The sequence below is a fragment of the Paenibacillus sp. BC26 genome (assembly GCF_900116125.1).
Lineage (GTDB): Bacteria > Bacillota > Bacilli > Paenibacillales > Paenibacillaceae > Paenibacillus_Z > Paenibacillus_Z lignilyticus.
This window is the reverse complement of the sequence record NZ_FPAD01000001.1, coordinates 1,157,645-1,176,896: the sequence shown is the minus strand read 5'-3', so window position 1 is coordinate 1,176,896 and position 19,252 is coordinate 1,157,645. Positions and strand designations below refer to the sequence as shown.

Genomic DNA, 19,252 nt, shown 5'->3' with positions numbered 1-19,252 from the left:
TATTATAGCATATCCGGAACGGACGCCTCCATGGCAGTAATGAGCAGCGGTTTAAGCTCGTCGTACAGTTCGTGAAACGATGACAGCGGCAACGGATTCACCCCGTAACCGACCTCAACGGTAAACCCCGGCTTCCGGTAGTCCTGAATAAACCAATCCTTGTAGCCGGCATCGCTGCCTGTCAGCTTCACCGATTTATAGCCGCTCGCTTTGGCCAGCTTCGCTGCAATCAACTCCGCCGCAGGCGGTTCGTAGCCGCGATAATTCCAATAGATCTCCTGCCCCTGCGTATGCAGCGCAACGACGAGGTCGAATTGCTCCTCCTCGGTAAAGGCGGCAAGCGCCTGTGCCTCCGGCTCCGATAACGGCTGCGGCCCGGGATAATCCCGCGGACCCGGTCCTGCCGCGTCACGCCGCTCCGCTTCGACTTCCCAGAAAGCCGGAAACTGATCATTCAAATCGACGCCGCGAATGTTCGCCTTCCACTTCGAGAACCGGGTTGAACCGCGGTTCCAGTCCAGCAGCTCATGATAATACGGATGCTCCTCGCTCATGCCTTCCTGGACCAGCTCCGCTCCGTCGGGATTAACAAGCGGCACAAGCCATAATGTAACTTGGCGCAGCAGCTGCCTGATGTCGGCGCCGCATATTCGGGTCCCAGACGCTGCCGCCCGGGCCAGATCCTCTGCGAATGTCATTAAGAGCGGTGTCGTGATCCATTCATTTGCATGCATACCTGCATTGATATGCAATTTGGAAGCTCCTTCGCCGAGGCCGATCGCGGTAATCGGTTTGCCCATGACGCTCTGCCCGATTCGTCTGCGCAGCAGAAACGGATAGCCGTTCCGAAGCTGCTCGATATCCGTCTCAAGTTCTCTTGCACCATATTCAGCCTTTCCATTCACGATGCGATCAGTGTCTCCTACCGGAATACAAATGAGCTGACCTTGCTGTAAGAAGGTGAGATCGATATGACTGTTCACCGCTATGAGCGCATGAGTGGAAACAGCAAAAAGAGCCGCAATACGCAGCAGCGTATCACCGGCGTTGACCCGATAAGTAAAGGTTGGCTGTGCGGGTACTGCAAGCAGCAGTCCGGGTATCAATCGTTCACTCGCAAGTACACGCGGATTAGCGGCTAACAGAGCTTCGGGATTAATGCCAAAGCTGCGCGCAATTCGCAGCAGCGTATCACCGGTTTGAACAACATAAGGATGCAGCATGTGATCACCTCTGAATTGGTCTAGTCACATGCTATGCCAATGTTCCGCCCGGCATGCCAATTCATAGGAAAGAGCCGCCTCGGTCATCATGTGACTGTTCGAGGCGGCTCTGCTTGTTGGCGGAACATCTATACGATATTGGGCACCTGCCACACGACAGGCGTTAGTTCGATTTGCTCACCTAACCATTGTTGGGCAATCTTCCTAAACATGCGGGGGTCCCCGCTGCAGAAGAATTGATGCACGGGTAGATCTCCGTCTCGCGTCAATCGATTGCGATCATGCAGAATCGTGCTGATTTCGCGAGCGGTTTCATCCGCCGAGCTGATCAGTGCCACATCATCGCCCATTACCGAAGCAATCGTATCGGATAAGAACGGATAGTGGGTACACCCCAAAATTAACGTATCGATGTCGCGTTTCTTCAGTGGGGCCAATGACGATTCCACCACTTCTTGCGTTTCTTTCGAGCGGAAATTCCCCTGTTCGACAAGCGGAACAAACCGCGGACACGCCAGGCTGATCACTTCGATGTTCGGTGACAGCTGCTTAAGCGCATATTCGTAGGCGCTGCTGCGAATCGTCCCTTCCGTACCGATGACACCGACAATCCCTGTTTGCGTGCGGCCATTTGCAGCGCGAGCGCCGGGATGAATGACGCCGACCACGGGAATGGCGACACGGGAGCGGATATCTTCAAGTGCGACAGCCGTTGCCGTATTACAGGCGATAACAATCATTTTCGGTCGATATTGGATTAAATACTCAACGATTTGCCTAGTAAACCGAGTCACCTCTTCAGCTGGCCGCGGGCCGTACGGGGTACGGGCGGTATCGCCGAAATACATGATTTTTTCCCGGGGAAGCTGGCGCATGACCTCTTTGACGACTGTTAAACCGCCTACACCAGAATCCAATATTGCGATCGGTTGTTGCACAGACACACCGCTTTCTTGAACGTTTTGGCAGGACTTCAATAGAATATGAATACGATGCTGAAAAGGTACCTACATCTTAGCGCAAAACTAGACAAGGTTCAACAATCGTCGCCATGCCGGTACATCCCCGAAAATAAAGCAAAAGCCGCGCCAACTGCCAGAGCATCTAATTGAGCTCGAGCAGCCGGAGCGGCTTTGTCTATAGGTATGGCTTATTTGTAAGCTGGAAGCCAGTCGCCATGTGCCACGATCAGATCATCGCACATTGCTTTGATATCATCCATCGAAAGCTCTGCGCTTGTATGCGGATCAAGCATTGCCGCATGATAGATATGCTCGCGTTTGCCTGTCATCGCAGCTTCGATTGTGAGCAGCTGCGTATTGATGTTCGTGCGGTTAAGCGCAGCACATTGCGGCGGCAGATCGCCAACGAATGTCGGCGTTACGCCATTGCGGTCAACAAGGCAGGAAACCTCTACGCAAGCTTCTTTCGGCAAGTTGGTGATTAGGCCCGTATTCATGACGTTACCGCCGATTTTGAACGGAACGTTCGTTTCGATCGCTTCGAAGATATACGAGGCATACTCATGCGTGCGTTTATGCTGCAGTTCCGGATTGCTGACAAGCTCTTGCTTCAGCTTCTTCCAGTTGCCGATCTGCTCGATGCAGCGGCGCGGATACTCGTCGAGCGGAATATTGAAGCGCTCGATCAGCTCCGGATAATTGCGCTTGATGAAGTACGGGTGGTACTCGGCGTTGTGCTCGGACGATTCGGTAATGTAATAACCGAAGTTGAGCATCATTTCGAAACGGACCATGTCCCAGTGCTTCTCGTTTTGCTTCTCGCGAGCGCGGCGCTTGATTTCCGGATACAGGTCTACGCCGTCCTTGGAAACTTCAAGCAGCCAAGCCATATGGTTGATACCGGCGATCTTGGATTTCACGCCTGTCGCATCTATGCCAAGGTTGTCGAAGAGGTGATCCACGCAAACCTGAACGCTATGGCAGAGGCCGACCGTGTTGATGCCGCCGTACGTGTTCATCACGTTGGTCAGAACCGCCATCGGATTCGTGTAGTTTAGGAACAATGCGTCCGGACACACTTCTTGCATATCCTTGGCAAAATCAAGCATGACCGGAATCGTACGCAGGTTACGGAAAATACCGCCAATTCCTACTGTGTCCGCGATCGTTTGGCGCAAGCCGTATTTCTTCGGAATTTCGAAGTCTGTGATCGTACATGGATCGTAGCCGCCGACTTGAATGGCGTTAACGACGTATTTGGCACCGCGAAGCGCTTCTTTGCGATCCGTGTACGCTTTAATAGTGGAAGTGCTTCCGCACGTATTCTTGATATGGTTCAGCATCGTTTCGGAGTCGGACAGGCGTTCTTGGTTAATGTCAAACAAAGCGATTTCGAATCCTTGGAGCGCCGGTGTATGCAATACATCACCAAGTACGTTTTTTGCAAACACTGTGCTTCCTGCTCCGATAAAAGTAATTTTCGGCATCGTATCCTCCTTGAAAATGGTCCGCCTTGTAAGCGGATTAATGTCTTCTTCTCTTCTCTACTATAGTGCAGGGAATAGCGGATTGAGTAGGAAATAAAGCATGTTTTATATGTACATTTGTAGTTTTTTGATCTACAATTATCCTACTGAATTAATGAGGATTGGGGCGCTGCACATGCCAACCGCAAGCAGTAAGAATACAAATCAGCACCGCACTTCCGATCATTATAAATTTACGGATTATAACAATACGCAGCCGGCTCAAGGTGAATTGTCGCTGCTCTTCAGCGGGGAAGGCAAACCGGTTGCCGGCCATTTCATCGGACCTGCCGTTCATAACTATTACCTCGTGCACACCGTTCTCTCCGGCCGCGGAACGTTCGAAATCGACGGTGTCCGGTACTCGTGCGCCAAAGGCGATACCTTTATTATTTTTCCGGATGAGCTGTTCACGTATCGAGCCGACGAGAAAGAACCGTGGCATTACATGTGGGTTGCCTTCAAAGGCCATATCTCCGAGCATCTGCTGCTGACGCTCGGTTTCTCCCCCGCACGCCCCATCGTTCATACGGACGATGTTCGTCCGCTTGCAGCGTTATATCGCAAAATTCGAGGCGCGCTGGAGTCAACTCCGTTCCCGGAGCTTGCCGATTTGGAAGCCAACGGGCTGCTGCGTATTTTCCTGAAGGAGCTTGGACTGTTGAATGCAGGCAATCTCGCCTTTAATACCATTGCCATCGTGTCAGACATCGACAGGCAAATAAAACAGGCGGTGCGCTGGTTGTCTTACCAATATGCACAGCAAATTTCGATCGAGGATTTATCGCGAAGCCTAGGCTACCATCGCACGCATTTATCCAAAATGTTCAAGCAAGTTACAGGCGTGTCTCCGATGCAGTTTCTGCTCAAGGTACGGATGGAGCGAGCGAAGGAGCTGCTCAATGGCCAGAATCACTTGTCGATCGACCAGGTCGCTTCTTCCGTTGGCTACACCGATGCCCTCTATTTCTCCAAGCAGTTTCGCAAAACATTCGGGTACTCGCCGTCCGAATACCGTCTGCACGCCAGAAACTTCAAATAGCATACACGCAAGAAGGCTTCGCCGCATAATCGATGCGGCGAAGCCTTCTTGGTCTTGCACAATGTAAGTAGTTGCATTAGCTAATGGTTTGAAGCTCTTCTTTGCGGTCTTGCGTTAACTCTTCAACCTTATCTTGAACGGCTTCTCCTGCTTCTTGCACCAGGTCTCCGGCATCATCCAGCACTTCTTCTACCTCTTCTTTGCCGGCTTGGCGCCAGCTGCGAACATTGTCAAGGACAGTGCTTGCCGTTTCTTTCGCTTTGCTTGCCGCTACCGTTACGCCGCCGCTTACTTGTTTGGCGATACGAGTCGTAGAGTCGCCTACTTGACCGGCTATACGAACGGTGTGCTCGGAAACAACCTGTGTTCCGTCTGCGATATCTTTACGAAGTTCACGGCCTGATTTAGGAGCGAGCAACAGAGCTGTTACGGAACCAATTACGCCACCTGCAATTGCACCAACCAAGAAACTTTTCTTTCCACTGACTTTTGCCATCTTCAATACACTCCTTTGGTACAGCGGCTTGCGCTGCTTTCGAACACGCAGCAGCATAGCGGCTGTATAATTAGTTAGTAGTATCCTGCCCTTGGCCATAGCTCGAGCATGCAGAGGAGCGGCTATCTTTCCGTTTGTTTTGCCAAAACTGCCACACCGCATAACTGACCTCAGCCCAGTCAAGCGCTTCCGTGATGCCATGCTTCACTTTCTCGCCTGACTTTGCAGCATGTCGTTCCACCGTTTCGTTCAGGTCTGTGGAAACCCGATTCACGGTGAAGGACAATTGATTCGCCGCATCGCCGATTCGTTTCGTCGCTTCTGCCACTTTGGACATGCCGTCCAGCTGCTTCTGCACGGTTCTGACAGTTGCGGTCACCGGATCCATCAGCGCAGTCACCTGAGCTGCCGCATGCTGTGTATACTGCTCCATCGCTTCGGCTGTTTGAATCAGCTTCCCCAGCTTGCGATCCGCTGAACGCAGCCAGAGCAAAATCCCAATTACCAATGCGACGAAAGCAGCAACCGCTGCTCCCTCAAGCCATATCCGATCCATGAGCGGACACCTCCTAACGTACTGCCTTGCGGGCTATTGCCCATTTCTTACTGACATAATACCCAGCATGGGCTTGTTTTGACACAACACGCGAAAAAAAAAGAGGCGTTAGGACCATCTCCTAACACCTCTTTATGCTTATACACCTGCGATTCGGTAGCTGCACTTGCCGCCGCCTTTAGCCAAACATTCCGTGCGTTCCACGTCCGTTCCAAGCAGCTGCCGGAATAACGACAGCTCACATTGGCAGGCCTGCTGATAGCGATTCGCGACCTGAGCGATAGGACAATTGTATTCGTGCATCACAAGTCCGTTCTCGTCGTTCTCGAGCGATACCATGTAACCGCCCTCGTTCTGAATCGAAGCAAGCTCGGTTACTTTCTCCTCCAGCGACTTCCCATCCATGCGATAGGCATAACGTTCGATCAGCTTGCGTTTACGGCCTTCAAACAATCGGTCAACGATAAGAGCCGTCTCGGGATCATCCTCCAGCTCTTCCAGAAAGTCCAGTGCGAGAACATGGTAGTTCTTCGGGAATAACAGCTCGGCTTGTTCCGTTAGACGGAACATATGGGTCGGTCGCCCCATTGCCTGACGCACAATGGTCGGCGCAATAAGACCGTCCCGCTCAAGCGTGCTGAGATGGCGGCGCACAGCCATTTCCGTAATTTGCAGATGCTTTGCCAGCTCACCGGCATTCATCTGTCCGTTTGTTTTGAGCAGCGTAAGGACGGTTTGCCTTGTCGAGCCTTCCAGCCTAAACAGAGGCTCCTTCTGCATGCTCATCGGAGTTCCATCCTGTTCCATTCCCTCACCACCTTCGGCACTACAGCGCGTTCTAATGTCGTCATTGTAACGCATTTTCGCTGATTCGTAAATCGACAACAGCCTCCGGCAGTTAACTGCCCAGCTCTTGGACGAGATACGCTTCTACAGCGGATTTGAACGCCGTCAGCGTTACCGGCAGCAGCGCCGTTAAGGGATGGAGCTCAGATCGGTTCCATTCAAAATAATCCTGTACAAGCGGTTTGCGCAGCCGAACAAGCTCAATCAGCGTCTCTTGCAGCTCCGCCGGGAATACGCGCTCCCCTTCGATAATCGTTACGATGTCTTCATAGCTGCTTGCGTCGCGCATAATAAATCCGTCAATCAGATAGCTTCCGATATCTGTCACGGCTTCAATGGCCAAATGCAATGCGCGCTCCTGAGCAAGACCTTGCATCAAGCCGCCATCCCAGTTCTTCTCCAGCTGCGTCAGCGCAGCTATGACGTCCGGAATGACGGACAGCCGCACAGCCAGCTGCTCGCGGTTCACATAATACATACCTGCAAAACCCCTGTTCCGTTATTACCTCTTGTTCTTACGTGCTTTGCGTTTCAACCAGACCGTCATGACAATCGCACTGATGATCACGACGATCAGGTAGGTCATCATTTCAAAAACATCACCCATGATTTAAATCGCCCTTTACCCTTTTCTTAGCTCTCGTAGTCCACGGATGCGGATGCTTCACGAACCTCTGTCATATGCGCGATGACTTCCTTATGTACCGGATGAACCTGATAAGCAGCCAGCGCGTCCATCGATTCGAATTTCGTTACAAGCGCGATGTCATACGAACGCTCCGAATGCAGCACATCCGTGCCCACTTCAATGGACAGCAGCTCATCGATTTTGCCTTCCATATTTTTGAGCACTTGAACGGTGCGGGCAACGCTCTCCGGGCTGCCGTCCTTCAATTTGAACAATACGATATGCGTTATCATAATAAGTTCGCTCCTTCGAGATTGGAATGGGATGCGAAGCATCCTTTTGTCACATAATAACCCAAGGTGCCGACTATCGGCAATCTTCCAGCAAAGGAGATTCAACGCATGCGCTATCCGGTAACGATTGCAGCAACGCTTATCGGCGTCGCTTTATGCCTTTATAACTCTACGGGCTACGATCCGCACAATCTGGTGTTCTTCATGTTCAGCGTCCCTGCATGGATTACAGACATGATTGTGGATATTCATGAGGTCAACGTGTACCTCATGTATGTGCTGACGATTGCCAGCTGGGCTCTGCTTGGCTTCATCTGCGATTACGCTGTAGCCAGAGGGCGCAGAAGCCGTCGCCGCTCGTATGATTGAAATGGAACTGAATTTTAAAAAAAGGAGCCGTTAGCGGGCTCCTTTTTGCTTGTTATTCAACGATTAGAACGGATTTCATCTCCAGATGGCCTGTTCCGCAAGCAACGGCACAGTGCATCTCGTACTTACCCGGTTTATCGAATACCACTTCTTGCTCCATCTTGTCGCCTTGAAGATCAATGCCCAGATCAGGAATAGCAAGACCATGCACGCCACTCTTATTGATCAATTTGAGTTTTACTTTATCGCCTGCTTTTACTTTGTACTCTTCTTTGTCGAATACGAAGTCAGATGAGGCTTCAACTTTCAATAATGTAACGCCCGGCGGCAATGACGCTGCCTCGTCAACCGGCTTACCCGGAAGCTGAGTCGTCAGCAAGTATACGCCCAAAACCGAAGCTGCTGCGAAAACGATGAACATAATCCACTTATGCATTGCTTCTTGCTCCCCTTTTCATCAAATGTCTACTCCCTATATTACATAAGATCGTCCGTTCTTCTCAACCTTAAACCGCTTCTGCAAATAAACTTTTTTCGGCTTTTTGACAAAATGATGAACGTCACTTCGTCAAGTAGCTCTTCAGCAGCCGCTCGGATTCAGCCTTCACGAAGGTCCATGGCATAGAGAACGAGTGCCGGTAGCCCATGCAGCTGTATTCCGCGCAGAGCCCTGCCGTGCTTCGTTTCTCCTTATCCACGCCGATGCCGCTGTCCCGGAATTGTCTGCGCATGGCAGCCAGCTCCAGCAGCACGCGGTCTTGGAGCCCTCTGATCATCGATTCATAAAGCCTCGGCAGCTTCGTAGCTGTCGCGCCGATGATGCGAATATCATGGTCGAGAATTTGATTCACGATACCAAGCAGCACGTAGCGTTTCACTAGTTCCAGCTCCTTGCCGATCTGAACGGGCGGTGAAGACCCCACCATATCTACAGCCATACTGACCCCTCCAAGCACTGCGCATAAGAACATTTGTTCTCATTATAACAAGTGCCATTTGAAGTTGCAAGACGTGTCGGCGGTGCAAGGGGAAGAAAAAAAGACCATCCCAAACAGGATGGCCTCAAAACAAGCGAGCTATACTTTACTTTTTGTTCTTAAGGACTTCTATGAGTTGACGGAGGCGGTCGGGCATGGGAACGCCGATCCTGCCTAAATTTTCCGTAATGGAAATCAGTTCATTTGCCAAATAGAAGTAAATGGCTCCGCCCATTGCAATGCTGCTTAGCTCCAGTAATATGTCAATTCGGTGCGCCAGCAGAATCACGACGAGCATGATCCCTTTTCTGGCTATTCCCCATGAACCTATGGAACTGTTTAATTTCTTCTCCTTAATAGCAGCCGTTATCCCCGTGATATAATCCGTCCCCATCGCAACGAGAAGGAGAGTCAAGGATTCCGGCCACATTCCGAAAGAGAAGGTTACAAGTGAACCAAACAAAGCCGTGATGGTGCAGACGATGGTGTGCGGCACAACCTCACTCTCCCTTCGTAGTGCGCTTACAATCTATCATATGCGGGAGAGTATGAGGTTGTCCGTCAAATAGCCCTTTAAACGTATATCGTTTGTATATGTTTTGGCACAGATCTCATGAGAACTATGCTTGTGCTGTAAATCGGTACACCGTGCTGAAAAAATCGCCGCGCGGATTGGATTTGGCTACACCGGCATACATCAGCTCGTCGCCGCCGGCCACCTCATCCGTTCCAATCCAGGCATAGCTGTAATCACTGCGCAGACCTTTAAGCTTCAGCCTGCTAAGCGGCGCGTTCGGCTCATTAAGCTCGACAACATGGACGACCAGCACTTCCCGCTGATCCGGCGACACGAACATCCAAGCCGTCTCGTTGCCCTCGAACGGGCTCAGAAGCCTGTAGAAGGTGCCGTATTGAACCAGCTCGCGCACTTCCTTCACGAGCGCGACTTGGCGTTTCACTTCTTCCTTCTCCGCATCCGTAAATACCGTCAAATCAAGCTCATAGCCGAAATTGCCGGACATCGCCACATCCCCTCGCGTCTTCAGCGGCGTAACACGGCCAACCTGATGGTTCGGCGATGCCGACACATGGGCGCCCATCGAGCTGATCGGGTACACGATGCTTGTGCCGTATTGAATCTTCAGCCTGCTGATCGCATCGGAGTTGTCGCTTGTCCAGGTTTGCGGCATATAGTACAGCATGCCGGGATCGAAGCGGCCGCCGCCGCCGGAGCAGCTCTCGAACAGAACATGCGGGAATGCAGCCGTAATTTGCTCCAGCACGTTATACAGTCCGAGCATGTAGCGGTGCGCCGTTTCACGCTGGCGTTCCGCCGGCAGCAGCGCCGAGCCGATCTCCGACATGTTGCGGTTCATATCCCATTTCACATACGTGATCGGAGCGCTCTTCAGAATCGAGCCTACTGCCTCGATAATGTAAGTCTGAACATCTTCGCGGGAGAGGTCGAGAATGAGCTGCTTTCTGCCCTCGGAACGGCGGCGTCCCGGGACATGCAGACACCAATCCGGATGCGCGCGATAGAGATCGCTGTCCGGCGATACCATCTCCGGCTCAAACCATAGGCCGAACTGCAAGCCGTGGCTGCGCACGCGCTCAGCCAAATCCTCCAAGCCCTGCGGCAGCTTCTTCGGATCGACGATCCAATCGCCGAGCGAGCAGTTATCGCCGTCGCGTTTGCCGAACCAGCCGTCATCGAGCACGAACAGCTCCAGTCCGAGCTCGCTGCCCGCTTTGGCAATCGCTTCGATTTTGTCAGCGTTAAAGTTAAAGTAAGTTGCTTCCCAGTTGTTAACCAGGATGGGCCTTACCGCATCGCGGAAAGCGCCGCGGCACAGACGCGTGCGGTACAATTCGTGGTACGTATGAGACATAGCCCCCAGGCCGGCCGAGGAATAGACCATAACGGCTTCCGGAGTTTGGAACGAGGCTCCCGGCTCCAATCGCCATGAGAAATCAAACGGATTAATGCCAATATAGGCGCGTGCCGTGTGGTACTGATCCACCTCGACGCCTGCCGTGAAGCTGCCGCTGTACACCAAGCTGAAGCCGTAAACGTCGCCATGATCTTCAGTTGCACCTTCGCCAAGCAGCGCGAAGAACGGATTGTTGGCGTGGCTGCTTGATCCGCGGCGGCTCTCGATAGCCTGTACGCCCGGCGTAAGCGCGCGCTTATGGATATAACGCTCGCGCGCCCATGTGCCCGATAGCTGCAGCAGCTCGAATCCATCATGCGGCAGATCGACGCTGACGCTGAGCGCTCTGGTCAACTGCATGACGGATGGGCTGTCATTCGCGATCCGGGCGGAACGAATGACCGCGTCGAACGCCTCAAACACCGTATAGGAAAGTTCGACGGTTAGTCCGGCAAGCTTGTCCGCCAAGGTCACGATCAATGTCTGTGCTTCCTCATCGGATTCCGCATAAACAGCCGGCAGTCCTTCCAACGCCGGTTTGCCGTTAACGATACGGTGCGAAACGTAGAGCAATTCCGTAACGGTTGTCCCGTTGGATAGCTGCACCGCATACGCCGGGTTTCTCAGATCGCTGGAACCATAGCCGGGATATTCCTGCGGAAGCGTATCGAGTGAAATCGTACGGTCTTCCGGAATTGGATTCGGACTGAACGAACACCGTTCCATGCGTTGCAGCAGGCGTGAAGCATCCGGATTATTAAGCTTGCGACCCCAATAGAGATGAGTCGGAAACCCTTCCAATGCTTGGAAAACATAGCTCATGGAACGCGTCTGAAGGTGAAAGAGATTGGTAGCGGATTGGTAAATAATCGACATGAGCAGCTCTCCCTATTATGGAATAAACGATTCTATTTAAAGTTCGTTTGAAACGACTATACCGCAGTCGTCTACCAGTATAGGGCCTTCTGTTCCCTTTCAATATGGATGCTTTTAGCCGTCATATGGATGAATGTAGGATACTGACCCTAAGCTTACTTCATCTCGAAAACGCCTGCATGAATGATTTTGAAGGATACGCTCACCTTGAGGTCGTTCTCATGCGGATGCCAGCCCCCGGCTGATGCTGTCTTCTTCCACTGCCGAAGATGGTACCGATACAGCGTCTCTTCTAAATTAAACAGATCTGCGCCTCGCTCTACTCCGGCCGCGTAAGTCTGATTGATCTCGGTTCGGATGATCTCTCGGATTTTCACTTCAAGCTGCGAAAGTGTCAGCGAGTTGCCCATTTCCGTCAATTCGCCTTTGGCTTTCACCTGCAGTTCGAATGTCGGCCGGCCATTGTTCATCCTTACTTTTTTCTTCACCTTCATATGCCGGATCGTAACGACATCGGTGCCATCCCCTTTGTTCTGCACCGCATACACCGCTCGTTTAAAACTATTACTCGCAAAGCGGATGCCTAACGTTTGCTTCAGCGGCAAATAGAGGGGCTTGTTCTTGCCTTTGAACGCAAACACGCCATCCAGCTCCTGCACGGTAATCGGTTTGGCATTCTCATGCCAAGTATCTTGCGTAACACCGATGCTGGGCAGCAGTGCGGTAACCGCCTTCTCGTTATAATCCGCAACGAATGTCTGCATGGTAACCGGCGGTACCGAGCTGCTCTGTTTGGCCTGCGTCTCCGGGCTGTACATGAGGCTGTACAGCTGAGAAAGGTTAAAGAACGCACTCGAGGTCAGCAAGTCCATCATCTCGCCTCGCGTTCCAAAAATCCACGAGGTATATCTGGTAACCCGAACGCGATTGACGGCATCCAAGATCTCATCCATTTTGACCATTGCCGGCTCGCGTACAATGACTACCTTCACTTGCTCAAAATTAAGGGTGCTCTGCGTCGATATGGCAATTTGATTCGTCGCTGTATGGATACTCTTCCCGCGGCCAACCCCTACCCAAACGGAAGGTTTCATGGATTTGGGGCTCTCTGATTTGGCGATCGAAGAGAAGTCCAGCGTTTGCACATGGACCACGTACTGCCCATCCTGATAATCAATTCCCATTGCCGTGACAAAAGCTTGCGCGCTAAGATCGGTCGTGTCTCCGCATCCGCTCAGCATGCAGGTAAGCAACAGCGTTGGCAGCAAAAGCAACAGCGCCTTGCTTAGCCTAGTCATGATACATTTCGCTTGGCGCGGTATTTCCAAGGCAGCTGCCAAACCGCGGTAAGCATTTTCTTAAACTGGAAAGGAGCGATCGGCTTTAAGAACGGCATGCCAAACGACTCCAGCGTACAGAAGTAGAGCATCACCGAAAAGAACGAAATAAAAAAACCGAACAGCCCCAGAAACGCGGAAGCGACAATAATATAAAATCGGATTACGGTGGCAGAGCCGTTCAACGATTGGTTCACGAGCGTAAACGTCGATACGGCCGTAACAGCGGTTACGACCAGCATGGTAGGTGACGTCAAACCGGCGCGAATGGCGGCATCGCCGACAATAAGCCCGCCTACAACCGTAACCGTCTGGCCGACTGCCCGCGGCAGTCGAACACCGGCTTCACGGAAAATTTCAAACATCAGCATCATCAAAATCAACTCCATCTGCGGACTGAGCGGCAGCCCGATTCTGGACATCGTTACCGTAGCAAGCAGCGCAAACGGGATCTGATCGTTATTGAAAGCGAGCAAGCCCAGCCAGAAGCCGGGGAGTGTGCCGGACATCACGAAGCTGATTAGCCGCAGCGTCCTCTCGAAGGCGACGAAGTAGAACGGCTGATACGCATCCTCCGGGGATTTGACCAGTAAGGAAACATTAACCGGGGCGATCAACGCTGCCGGGCTGCCATCCACCAGAATAGCCACGCGGCCGTTCATCAAGGACTGGACGACAAAGTCCGGCCTGCCTACGTAATCGATAAGCGGCACCAACGCAATGGATCGGTCCGAGATAATGTCTTCCAGCTCTCCGGCTCCATGCAAGGCGGCGATATGAACCCCCTTCAATCTCGTCCTGGCCTCATCGATGACGCTCTGCGAAGTGACGCCTTGCATGGAGAGCAAACAAATTTTCGTCTGCGTCTCCGTTCCTATGGTAAACCACTCTACATGCATCTTCGGCGTGCGCAGTCGTTTTCGAATCAACGCCAAATTGGTTGCGATCTCTTCGACGAACCCATCGCGGGGTCCCTTCACCGACAATTCCAGCGTGGACTCTTCCGGGCTTCGTCCGGGCTGATGCGAACAATCGATGGCATAGAATTGTCCGCTTTCCTGTTTCCAAATGATTACGTGTCCGGAGAACAAACGATCGAACAGCTTCATTCCCTCCGGCCCCGGTTCTACTTTCATGATTAGCGGGCTCTTCTCCGGATCTAACTGCAGGCGGCTTCCGTCTGAGCCCAGCAGGTCCTGCAAAAGATGAGTATCAATCAACCCTCCGGAATACATCATTGTAAAATGTTCGGGCTCCCCGGTCCTGCCCGGGTCGCGCTGCAAATGATGGATTTCCACATCGCCGCAGCTGCGGACTGCCTCAACCAGCCATTCAGAGGTTATTGGTTGCTCCGGCATCAGCTCGTTGTTTCGATTTTTCATCAAGGCCGCCCTCCTTCGGAACTCCTTTGAACGATAACAACCATAACCACGTGGTTACGAAAACGATAATTCCGATATCCAGGATAAAGGTAAGCTGGACGATTTGCTGCGCGGCGTTTAGATGGGCCAAGAGGATTTTGCAGAGCACGATATAAATCAAACTTACCGTAACGATGAAGGTCAGTCTCGCCTTCGGTTTACGCAGCGGGATGAGTTCCATTACAAGTGCTATTCCAAGCGAAATCCTTATGAATGCGCCGGAAATCCATTGATATATGGCGAAGAAATCCACATGCTCGACATATTTCCCAATGGACACAAGCCGCCACTGCGTGAATGCCGGATAAAGCAGCTTATCCGCTTCAACGGGTCCGAACTCGGTAATGGCACCTATAGCCGGCCCCAGCATGAGCAGCATAATAAAGCAAAGCTGAAGAAGCAGCTGCCAATTCTTCATCACGCCGCTGAAAAAGTGCTGGATAAACAAAAGCATGAACAGCTCCATCAAACAGCTGGCGGCGTAAACGGCGCCTTGCAGCGGAACAAACCAGCCGTTCTCCATCATCGGAAGCAAGAGCGCGTAGTTCTTGTTCGGCATATTGGCACTCATGACGAAATCACCCAGAAAAACGACTCCGGGCAGCAGCAAGCAAGACATATAGGCTATGGCTCGCAATCCATTCCAAACTGCAAACCCGATCAGCGTCATGAAACAAATCATCACGACTAACTGAGGCGTTTCCGGTAAATACGTGGAGGATGTCCATGAAGTGGTTTGAATAAACGATTGGAAGCTCGTGTGCAGGAGGAAAAGAATAACAGGCGTAATTAGGATCCACGCTCCGAATGGGGATAACCGCGTCCGCAGCCATTGCCGTATATTAATTTGTTTCGTACGTCTCATCGTCCCGGTAATGAAAACCGTTGCCCACGGTACGAGTACGATAAAGGCGATTATGCCGCACATCCATGCATCCCGGCCGCAATATTCAAGCACGGTCGGCAGCAGGATGACATGAGATGAAAGCCCGACCGATAAGGTCAGCATCATGAATACCGGCCAGAAGCCGAGCGATTTTTCCTTCATAGGGGATCGGGCCCTCCTTCCATTTCGGCATAGTTTTTCCAAGTTAAGCACAAAAAAACCGACCGCCGCCGATTATTCATCGGGGCGAATCGGTTTCGTGATTGCAAGTTAGGCGATAACGCCTTTCTTGAGAATGAGATTTGCATATAAGGCACTTTCGCTTGTAGCGATAATAGCATAGGCTTTGCGCGCACGATCGTAGAATTCGAAGCGCTCGATCATTTCGAATGTCTCGCTTTTCCCGGTCCGCTCTTGGATGATCGTTTCGAAGGTGCCCCAGATCGGCGTCTCTGCCTTGTCGCCCGGCACAACCTGCATAAGCGTTACCGGCTTCTCGACGTATTGATCCAGCGGGAACAATTGCAGAATGGCGTTCAGCACCTCCGGCACATTATGACCGTCACAGCGTACAAGACGCTGTGCGTTGCTGGCTGCCGGGTAGTTGCCGTCTCCGATGACGATTTCGTCGCCGTGGCCCATTTCCATTAAGATCTTGAGCAATTCAGGTGAGATGATGTTAGGAATGCCGTATAACATGGTTTATCCTCCCGGTAGTCGTTCTCTTATTTGTATAGTGCTCCGAAATTGCTGCATGCGCGGTAGTCGGCGCTCTCCGGATTGTCCGTGCCAAACAGCGACCAAGCGCGCGGACGGAAAATGTTCTCTTCAGTCACATTGTGCATATTGACCGGAATACGGAGCATCGAAGCCAGTGTGATCAGATCCGCACCGATATGGCCGTAGCTGATGGAGCCGTGGTTCGCGCCCCAATTGTCCATGACATCATACACGCTGCGGAACGCGCCTTTGCCGGTAAGCGTTGGCGCAAACCAAGTTGTCGGCCAGGTCGGATCCGTCCGTTTGTCGAGCGTATCATGGACATGCTCCGGCAGATCGACCGAATACCCCTCCGCGATTTGCAGAACCGGCCCGATTCCCTTCACCAGATTGATGCGGGACATCGTCATCGGCATACCGCCTCGGGTCAAATAATCCGAAGAATAACCGCCGCCGCGGAAATATTCCAAGGAAGCCGGACGCCATGAAGTGGCATCTAAGCAGCGCTGTGCTTCCTCCTCGCTGATTTCCCAAAACGGCTTCATCACCGGTTTGCCATCGCGTTCCTGCTGACCGGTGCCGTCCAGCGTGGCGGGACCGGAATTGATCAGATGCAGAATGCCGTTCTCGGCATGGCCTTCCAAACGATGGCCCGTCACGCGTTCAACGGAATCCGGGCTCCAGAACGTCCGCACATCGGCGAAGATTTGGGCCGTATTCGTCAAGAGTGAGCCGAACAGCATCACTGCGCCGTTTAGACTGTCATTCTCCGTAGCCACGATGTAAGGCGCACGAATGCCGTTCCAATCGAAGGAGGAATTGAGCATCGCCTCCAAGAAGTCGCCGTTCGGGAAGTGGTCCGTCCATGCCCGCTGCCCCTGGAAGCCTGAAACGATGGCGTTATGGCCAAGCGCTTCTTCGCCATACCCAAGCTCGTCGAGCCTTGGATTGCCGACCATAAGGTCACGGGCAATCTGCGTCATTTTGACAACCGTCTCCCAATCCTTGTCTTTCTGCTCGCGGGTTGTACGGATGGAATCCGGATTGTTGTCCGGCCCTTCCACGCAGTTCTTCTTCACCCATTCCAGTGCCAGCTCATACTCAGCAGGATCGTAAATGCCCTGTTCCATGCGGCGGACAAACTCCGTCATATCCACATAGTCGGTACGCATGCCGAGGTATTCCTGGAAGAAAGCATCGTTGACGATCGAGCCTGCGATCCCCATCGAAACGGAACCCATGGACAGGTACGTCTTGCCTTTCATGTAGGCAACTACAAGACCGGCACGGGCAAATCCGAGCAATTTATCACGAACATCCGACGGAATCGACGTATCGCCGGTATCTTGCACTTCATTCCCGTAAATGCCGAACGCGGGAAGTCCCTTCTGCGCGTAACCGGACAATACTGCTGCCAGATATACCGCACCCGGACGCTCTGTCCCGTTGAAGCCCCAGACGGCTTTGGGAATGGACGGGTCCAGATCGATCGTTTCCGTGCCATAACACCAGCAAGGCGTTACCGTGATGGAAACGCCAACATTCTCGCGCGCAAATTTGGTGCCGCAAGCCGCAGCTTCCGCCACGCCGCCGATGCATGTATCTGCAATCACGCATTCCACCGGTTCCCCGTTCGGATAGCGCAAATTCTCCGAGAACAATCTCGCTACAGATCTCGCCATCTCCATCGTTTGTTCTTCGAGCGATTCGCGGATCCCCTTGCGTCTGCCATCAATTGCGGGTCTAATCCCGATCTTGGGAAATGAGGACTCAAATCGAGTACGGATATCTGCCACAGCTAACCCCTCCATTGTCCATGTTTAAAATAATGTTACCGATAACATTAAAATAGCAATGAAACCGCTTGCTGTCAATCCGTTTGTTGTATATTATAAGTGCATGATTTGTCGACAAGGAGCACGACTGGCATGGTTACAATCTATGATATTGCGGCACAAGCGAATGTGTCGGCTATGACCGTTTCGAGAGTTATCAATAACACTGGCAAGATCAGCGAGAAAACCCGTTTGAAGGTCAAAAAGGTGATGGATGAGCTGGGGTACGTGCCTAATCAGATGGCGCGAAGCCTCGTACTGCAGCAAACCCGTATCTTATTCCTGCTCATAACGGATATCATGAACCCTTTCTACACGACGCTCGCACGCGGCGCCGAGGATGCCGCGCGCAAACACGGGTATCGCCTGCTGTTTGGAAACAGCGACGAGAGCTTGGATAAGGAAGGGGAATATATCAATACGATTCTGACGACACGGGTTGACGGGGCGCTGCTTGCGCCGGCAGGCGATCCTTCGCTCCCCCACCTGGAACAGCTGCGAAAGCACAACGTGCCGTTCGTTCTCCTAGATCGCGAAGTGCCAGGCATCGCGTGCGATATCGTGCTCGGCGACAGCAAGGAAGGCGCCCGCTCGTTGGTAGAGCATCTTGTGAAGCAAGGCCATCGTCGAATTGCACTCGTGAACGGCTCCTCCTCGATCTCAAGCGCTCGTCTTCGGTTGCAAGGCTTCCAAGAAGCGATGAAGCTGAATGATCTGACGCTGCGCGAACGGGATATTCATGAAACCACCTTCGGCCCCCATCTGGATGTGGAGGCTATGGGGCAATGGATCGACACTATGGTCATGGACTCGATGCCTTCTGCCATCATGGCGGGTAACAATGTCCTAGCAGTCGTCCTTATCCGGCTGCTGCGCGCGCGGGGACTGCGCATACCGGAAGATATTTCGGTTGTCTGCTTCGATGATTTCGGATTAAACTCCGAAATGGATCCGTTCATCACGGTGGCCGCGCAGCAAGCCTATCAATTCGGTTATCTCGGCATGCAGATGCTGATCGAGCGCATTCAGGAGCGGAACAGTCCGCCTCCGTGGAAGCGAATCATGCTGCCGGCAGAGCTCATAGTACGGAATTCGGTCAAGACGCAGGGTTAGTGCAATTGGAAGAGACGGGTGACTGGGCAGCGATCGTTGCGTTAACGGCGATCGGCTGTGTCAGCTGCGCGTCTTTTTTGCTTTGTCCTTATGATGAGGATTACTGTATGCTGTGAAATGGTGCAAAACGATGTCGATTTTGGTGAAAGTATACTTTGATTTGAAGCTAGTTTGTCCCTTATCTGAACGGTAATTTATTCGCTCATGCAGCA

20 protein-coding genes are annotated in these 19,252 nt (G+C 52.3%); 3 read left to right on the top strand and 17 right to left on the bottom strand.

Translation table 11 applies throughout. The features are described 5' to 3' along the window. Positions 1 to 2 precede the first annotated feature (2 nt). The 3 genes from BM412_RS04865 to BM412_RS04855 all read right to left on the bottom strand — a co-directional run bounded on the left by BM412_RS04865 (position 3) and on the right by BM412_RS04855 (position 3,672). Positions 3 to 1,223 (bottom strand): M14 family metallopeptidase, encoded by a 1,221-nt coding sequence (locus BM412_RS04865; protein WP_091214657.1) that lies wholly within the window; start codon positions 1,221 to 1,223, stop codon positions 3 to 5. A 128-nt stretch (positions 1,224 to 1,351) separates the two neighbouring features. Further along, positions 1,352 to 2,161 carry a glutamate racemase gene (gene racE / locus BM412_RS04860; RefSeq protein WP_091214654.1) on the bottom strand — a complete coding sequence of 270 codons (810 nt, stop codon included), beginning with the start codon at positions 2,159 to 2,161 and terminating at the stop codon, positions 1,352 to 1,354. 212 nt (positions 2,162 to 2,373) lie between these two features. Then, positions 2,374 to 3,672, bottom strand: a complete 1,299-nt coding sequence (locus BM412_RS04855; protein WP_091214652.1) for an alpha-glucosidase/alpha-galactosidase — start codon at positions 3,670 to 3,672, stop codon at positions 2,374 to 2,376. A gap of 175 nt (positions 3,673 to 3,847) precedes the next feature. On the opposite strand from BM412_RS04855, the gene BM412_RS04850 reads away from it, so the two are divergent. Then, positions 3,848 to 4,753 carry an AraC family transcriptional regulator gene (locus BM412_RS04850; protein WP_091214650.1) on the top strand — a complete coding sequence of 302 codons (906 nt, stop codon included), beginning with the start codon at positions 3,848 to 3,850 and terminating at the stop codon, positions 4,751 to 4,753. A gap of 76 nt (positions 4,754 to 4,829) precedes the next feature. Here the strand turns inward: BM412_RS04850 and BM412_RS04845 are convergent, their stop codons facing one another. The 5 genes from BM412_RS04845 to BM412_RS04825 form a co-directional block, all read right to left on the bottom strand. Beyond that, positions 4,830 to 5,249 carry a YtxH domain-containing protein gene (locus BM412_RS04845; protein WP_091214647.1) on the bottom strand — a complete coding sequence of 140 codons (420 nt, stop codon included), beginning with the start codon at positions 5,247 to 5,249 and terminating at the stop codon, positions 4,830 to 4,832. A 70-nt stretch (positions 5,250 to 5,319) separates the two neighbouring features. Next, entirely contained in the window at positions 5,320 to 5,805 is a 486-nt protein-coding gene (locus BM412_RS04840) for a hypothetical protein (protein WP_091214644.1), read from the bottom strand. Between the two features lie 138 nt (positions 5,806 to 5,943). After that, positions 5,944 to 6,612 (bottom strand): helix-turn-helix transcriptional regulator, encoded by a 669-nt coding sequence (locus BM412_RS04835; protein ID WP_256256120.1) that lies wholly within the window; start codon positions 6,610 to 6,612, stop codon positions 5,944 to 5,946. A gap of 91 nt (positions 6,613 to 6,703) precedes the next feature. Then, entirely contained in the window at positions 6,704 to 7,129 is a 426-nt protein-coding gene (locus BM412_RS04830) for a DUF86 domain-containing protein (RefSeq protein ID WP_091214641.1), read from the bottom strand. A 155-nt stretch (positions 7,130 to 7,284) separates the two neighbouring features. Beyond that, positions 7,285 to 7,572: a Dabb family protein gene (locus BM412_RS04825; protein WP_091214638.1), complete on the bottom strand. Its 288-nt coding sequence runs from the start codon at positions 7,570 to 7,572 to the stop codon at positions 7,285 to 7,287. 108 nt (positions 7,573 to 7,680) lie between these two features. On the opposite strand from BM412_RS04825, the gene BM412_RS04820 reads away from it, so the two are divergent. After that, entirely contained in the window at positions 7,681 to 7,941 is a 261-nt protein-coding gene (locus BM412_RS04820; protein WP_091214636.1) for a hypothetical protein, read from the top strand. 52 nt (positions 7,942 to 7,993) lie between these two features. Here the strand turns inward: BM412_RS04820 and BM412_RS04815 are convergent, their stop codons facing one another. From BM412_RS04815 to BM412_RS04775, 9 genes are all read right to left on the bottom strand, one after another. Further along, a complete protein-coding gene (locus tag BM412_RS04815; protein ID WP_090982941.1) occupies positions 7,994 to 8,377 on the bottom strand; it encodes a cupredoxin domain-containing protein in 384 nt (127 codons plus the stop codon). A 124-nt stretch (positions 8,378 to 8,501) separates the two neighbouring features. Continuing rightward, the gene (locus tag BM412_RS04810) at positions 8,502 to 8,879 is read right to left on the bottom strand and encodes a YhjD family protein (RefSeq protein WP_091214633.1); all 378 of its coding nucleotides are present in this window, start codon (positions 8,877 to 8,879) and stop codon (positions 8,502 to 8,504) included. 145 nt (positions 8,880 to 9,024) lie between these two features. Next, complete coding sequence (locus BM412_RS04805; protein WP_091214630.1) at positions 9,025 to 9,414, bottom strand: phage holin family protein; 390 nt, start codon at positions 9,412 to 9,414, stop codon at positions 9,025 to 9,027. 124 nt (positions 9,415 to 9,538) lie between these two features. After that, a complete protein-coding gene (locus BM412_RS04800) occupies positions 9,539 to 11,728 on the bottom strand; it encodes an alpha-galactosidase (RefSeq protein ID WP_091214627.1) in 2,190 nt (729 codons plus the stop codon). Between the two features lie 155 nt (positions 11,729 to 11,883). After that, positions 11,884 to 12,996 (bottom strand): Ger(x)C family spore germination protein, encoded by a 1,113-nt coding sequence (locus tag BM412_RS04795; RefSeq protein WP_177245666.1) that lies wholly within the window; start codon positions 12,994 to 12,996, stop codon positions 11,884 to 11,886. Between the two features lie 26 nt (positions 12,997 to 13,022). Beyond that, positions 13,023 to 14,447: a spore germination protein gene (locus BM412_RS04790; RefSeq protein ID WP_091214621.1), complete on the bottom strand. Its 1,425-nt coding sequence runs from the start codon at positions 14,445 to 14,447 to the stop codon at positions 13,023 to 13,025. Then, entirely contained in the window at positions 14,398 to 15,534 is a 1,137-nt protein-coding gene (locus tag BM412_RS04785; protein WP_091214620.1) for a GerAB/ArcD/ProY family transporter, read from the bottom strand. The genes BM412_RS04790 and BM412_RS04785 overlap by 50 nt, the downstream gene beginning before the upstream one ends. A 108-nt stretch (positions 15,535 to 15,642) precedes the next feature. Next, entirely contained in the window at positions 15,643 to 16,071 is a 429-nt protein-coding gene (locus BM412_RS04780; protein ID WP_091214617.1) for an RbsD/FucU family protein, read from the bottom strand. Positions 16,072 to 16,097: 26 nt separating this feature from the next. Continuing rightward, positions 16,098 to 17,903 (bottom strand): L-fucose isomerase, encoded by a 1,806-nt coding sequence (locus tag BM412_RS04775; RefSeq protein ID WP_091214614.1) that lies wholly within the window; start codon positions 17,901 to 17,903, stop codon positions 16,098 to 16,100. Positions 17,904 to 18,020: 117 nt separating this feature from the next. Between BM412_RS04775 and BM412_RS04770 the strand changes: the two genes are divergently transcribed. Continuing rightward, the gene (locus BM412_RS04770; protein WP_091214613.1) at positions 18,021 to 19,040 is read left to right on the top strand and encodes a LacI family DNA-binding transcriptional regulator; all 1,020 of its coding nucleotides are present in this window, start codon (positions 18,021 to 18,023) and stop codon (positions 19,038 to 19,040) included. The last annotated feature ends 212 nt before the right edge of the window (positions 19,041 to 19,252 follow it).

Coding starts and splice junctions, on each gene's coding strand:
- BM412_RS04865 (WP_091214657.1), bottom strand. CDS start 1,223: ATGCTGCATCCTTATGTTGTTCAAACCGGTGATACGCTGCTGCGAATT.
- BM412_RS04855 (WP_091214652.1), bottom strand. CDS start 3,672: ATGCCGAAAATTACTTTTATCGGAGCAGGAAGCACAGTGTTTGCAAAA.
- BM412_RS04850 (WP_091214650.1), top strand. CDS start 3,848: ATGCCAACCGCAAGCAGTAAGAATACAAATCAGCACCGCACTTCCGAT.
- BM412_RS04845 (WP_091214647.1), bottom strand. CDS start 5,249: ATGGCAAAAGTCAGTGGAAAGAAAAGTTTCTTGGTTGGTGCAATTGCA.
- BM412_RS04840 (WP_091214644.1), bottom strand. CDS start 5,805: ATGGATCGGATATGGCTTGAGGGAGCAGCGGTTGCTGCTTTCGTCGCA.
- BM412_RS04835 (WP_256256120.1), bottom strand. CDS start 6,612: ATGGAACAGGATGGAACTCCGATGAGCATGCAGAAGGAGCCTCTGTTT.
- BM412_RS04830 (WP_091214641.1), bottom strand. CDS start 7,129: ATGTATTATGTGAACCGCGAGCAGCTGGCTGTGCGGCTGTCCGTCATT.
- BM412_RS04825 (WP_091214638.1), bottom strand. CDS start 7,572: ATGATAACGCATATCGTATTGTTCAAATTGAAGGACGGCAGCCCGGAG.
- BM412_RS04820 (WP_091214636.1), top strand. CDS start 7,681: ATGCGCTATCCGGTAACGATTGCAGCAACGCTTATCGGCGTCGCTTTA.
- BM412_RS04815 (WP_090982941.1), bottom strand. CDS start 8,377: ATGCATAAGTGGATTATGTTCATCGTTTTCGCAGCAGCTTCGGTTTTG.
- BM412_RS04810 (WP_091214633.1), bottom strand. CDS start 8,879: ATGGCTGTAGATATGGTGGGGTCTTCACCGCCCGTTCAGATCGGCAAG.
- BM412_RS04800 (WP_091214627.1), bottom strand. CDS start 11,728: ATGTCGATTATTTACCAATCCGCTACCAATCTCTTTCACCTTCAGACG.
- BM412_RS04790 (WP_091214621.1), bottom strand. CDS start 14,447: ATGAAAAATCGAAACAACGAGCTGATGCCGGAGCAACCAATAACCTCT.
- BM412_RS04785 (WP_091214620.1), bottom strand. CDS start 15,534: ATGAAGGAAAAATCGCTCGGCTTCTGGCCGGTATTCATGATGCTGACC.
- BM412_RS04780 (WP_091214617.1), bottom strand. CDS start 16,071: ATGTTATACGGCATTCCTAACATCATCTCACCTGAATTGCTCAAGATC.
- BM412_RS04775 (WP_091214614.1), bottom strand. CDS start 17,903: ATGGAGGGGTTAGCTGTGGCAGATATCCGTACTCGATTTGAGTCCTCA.
- BM412_RS04770 (WP_091214613.1), top strand. CDS start 18,021: ATGGTTACAATCTATGATATTGCGGCACAAGCGAATGTGTCGGCTATG.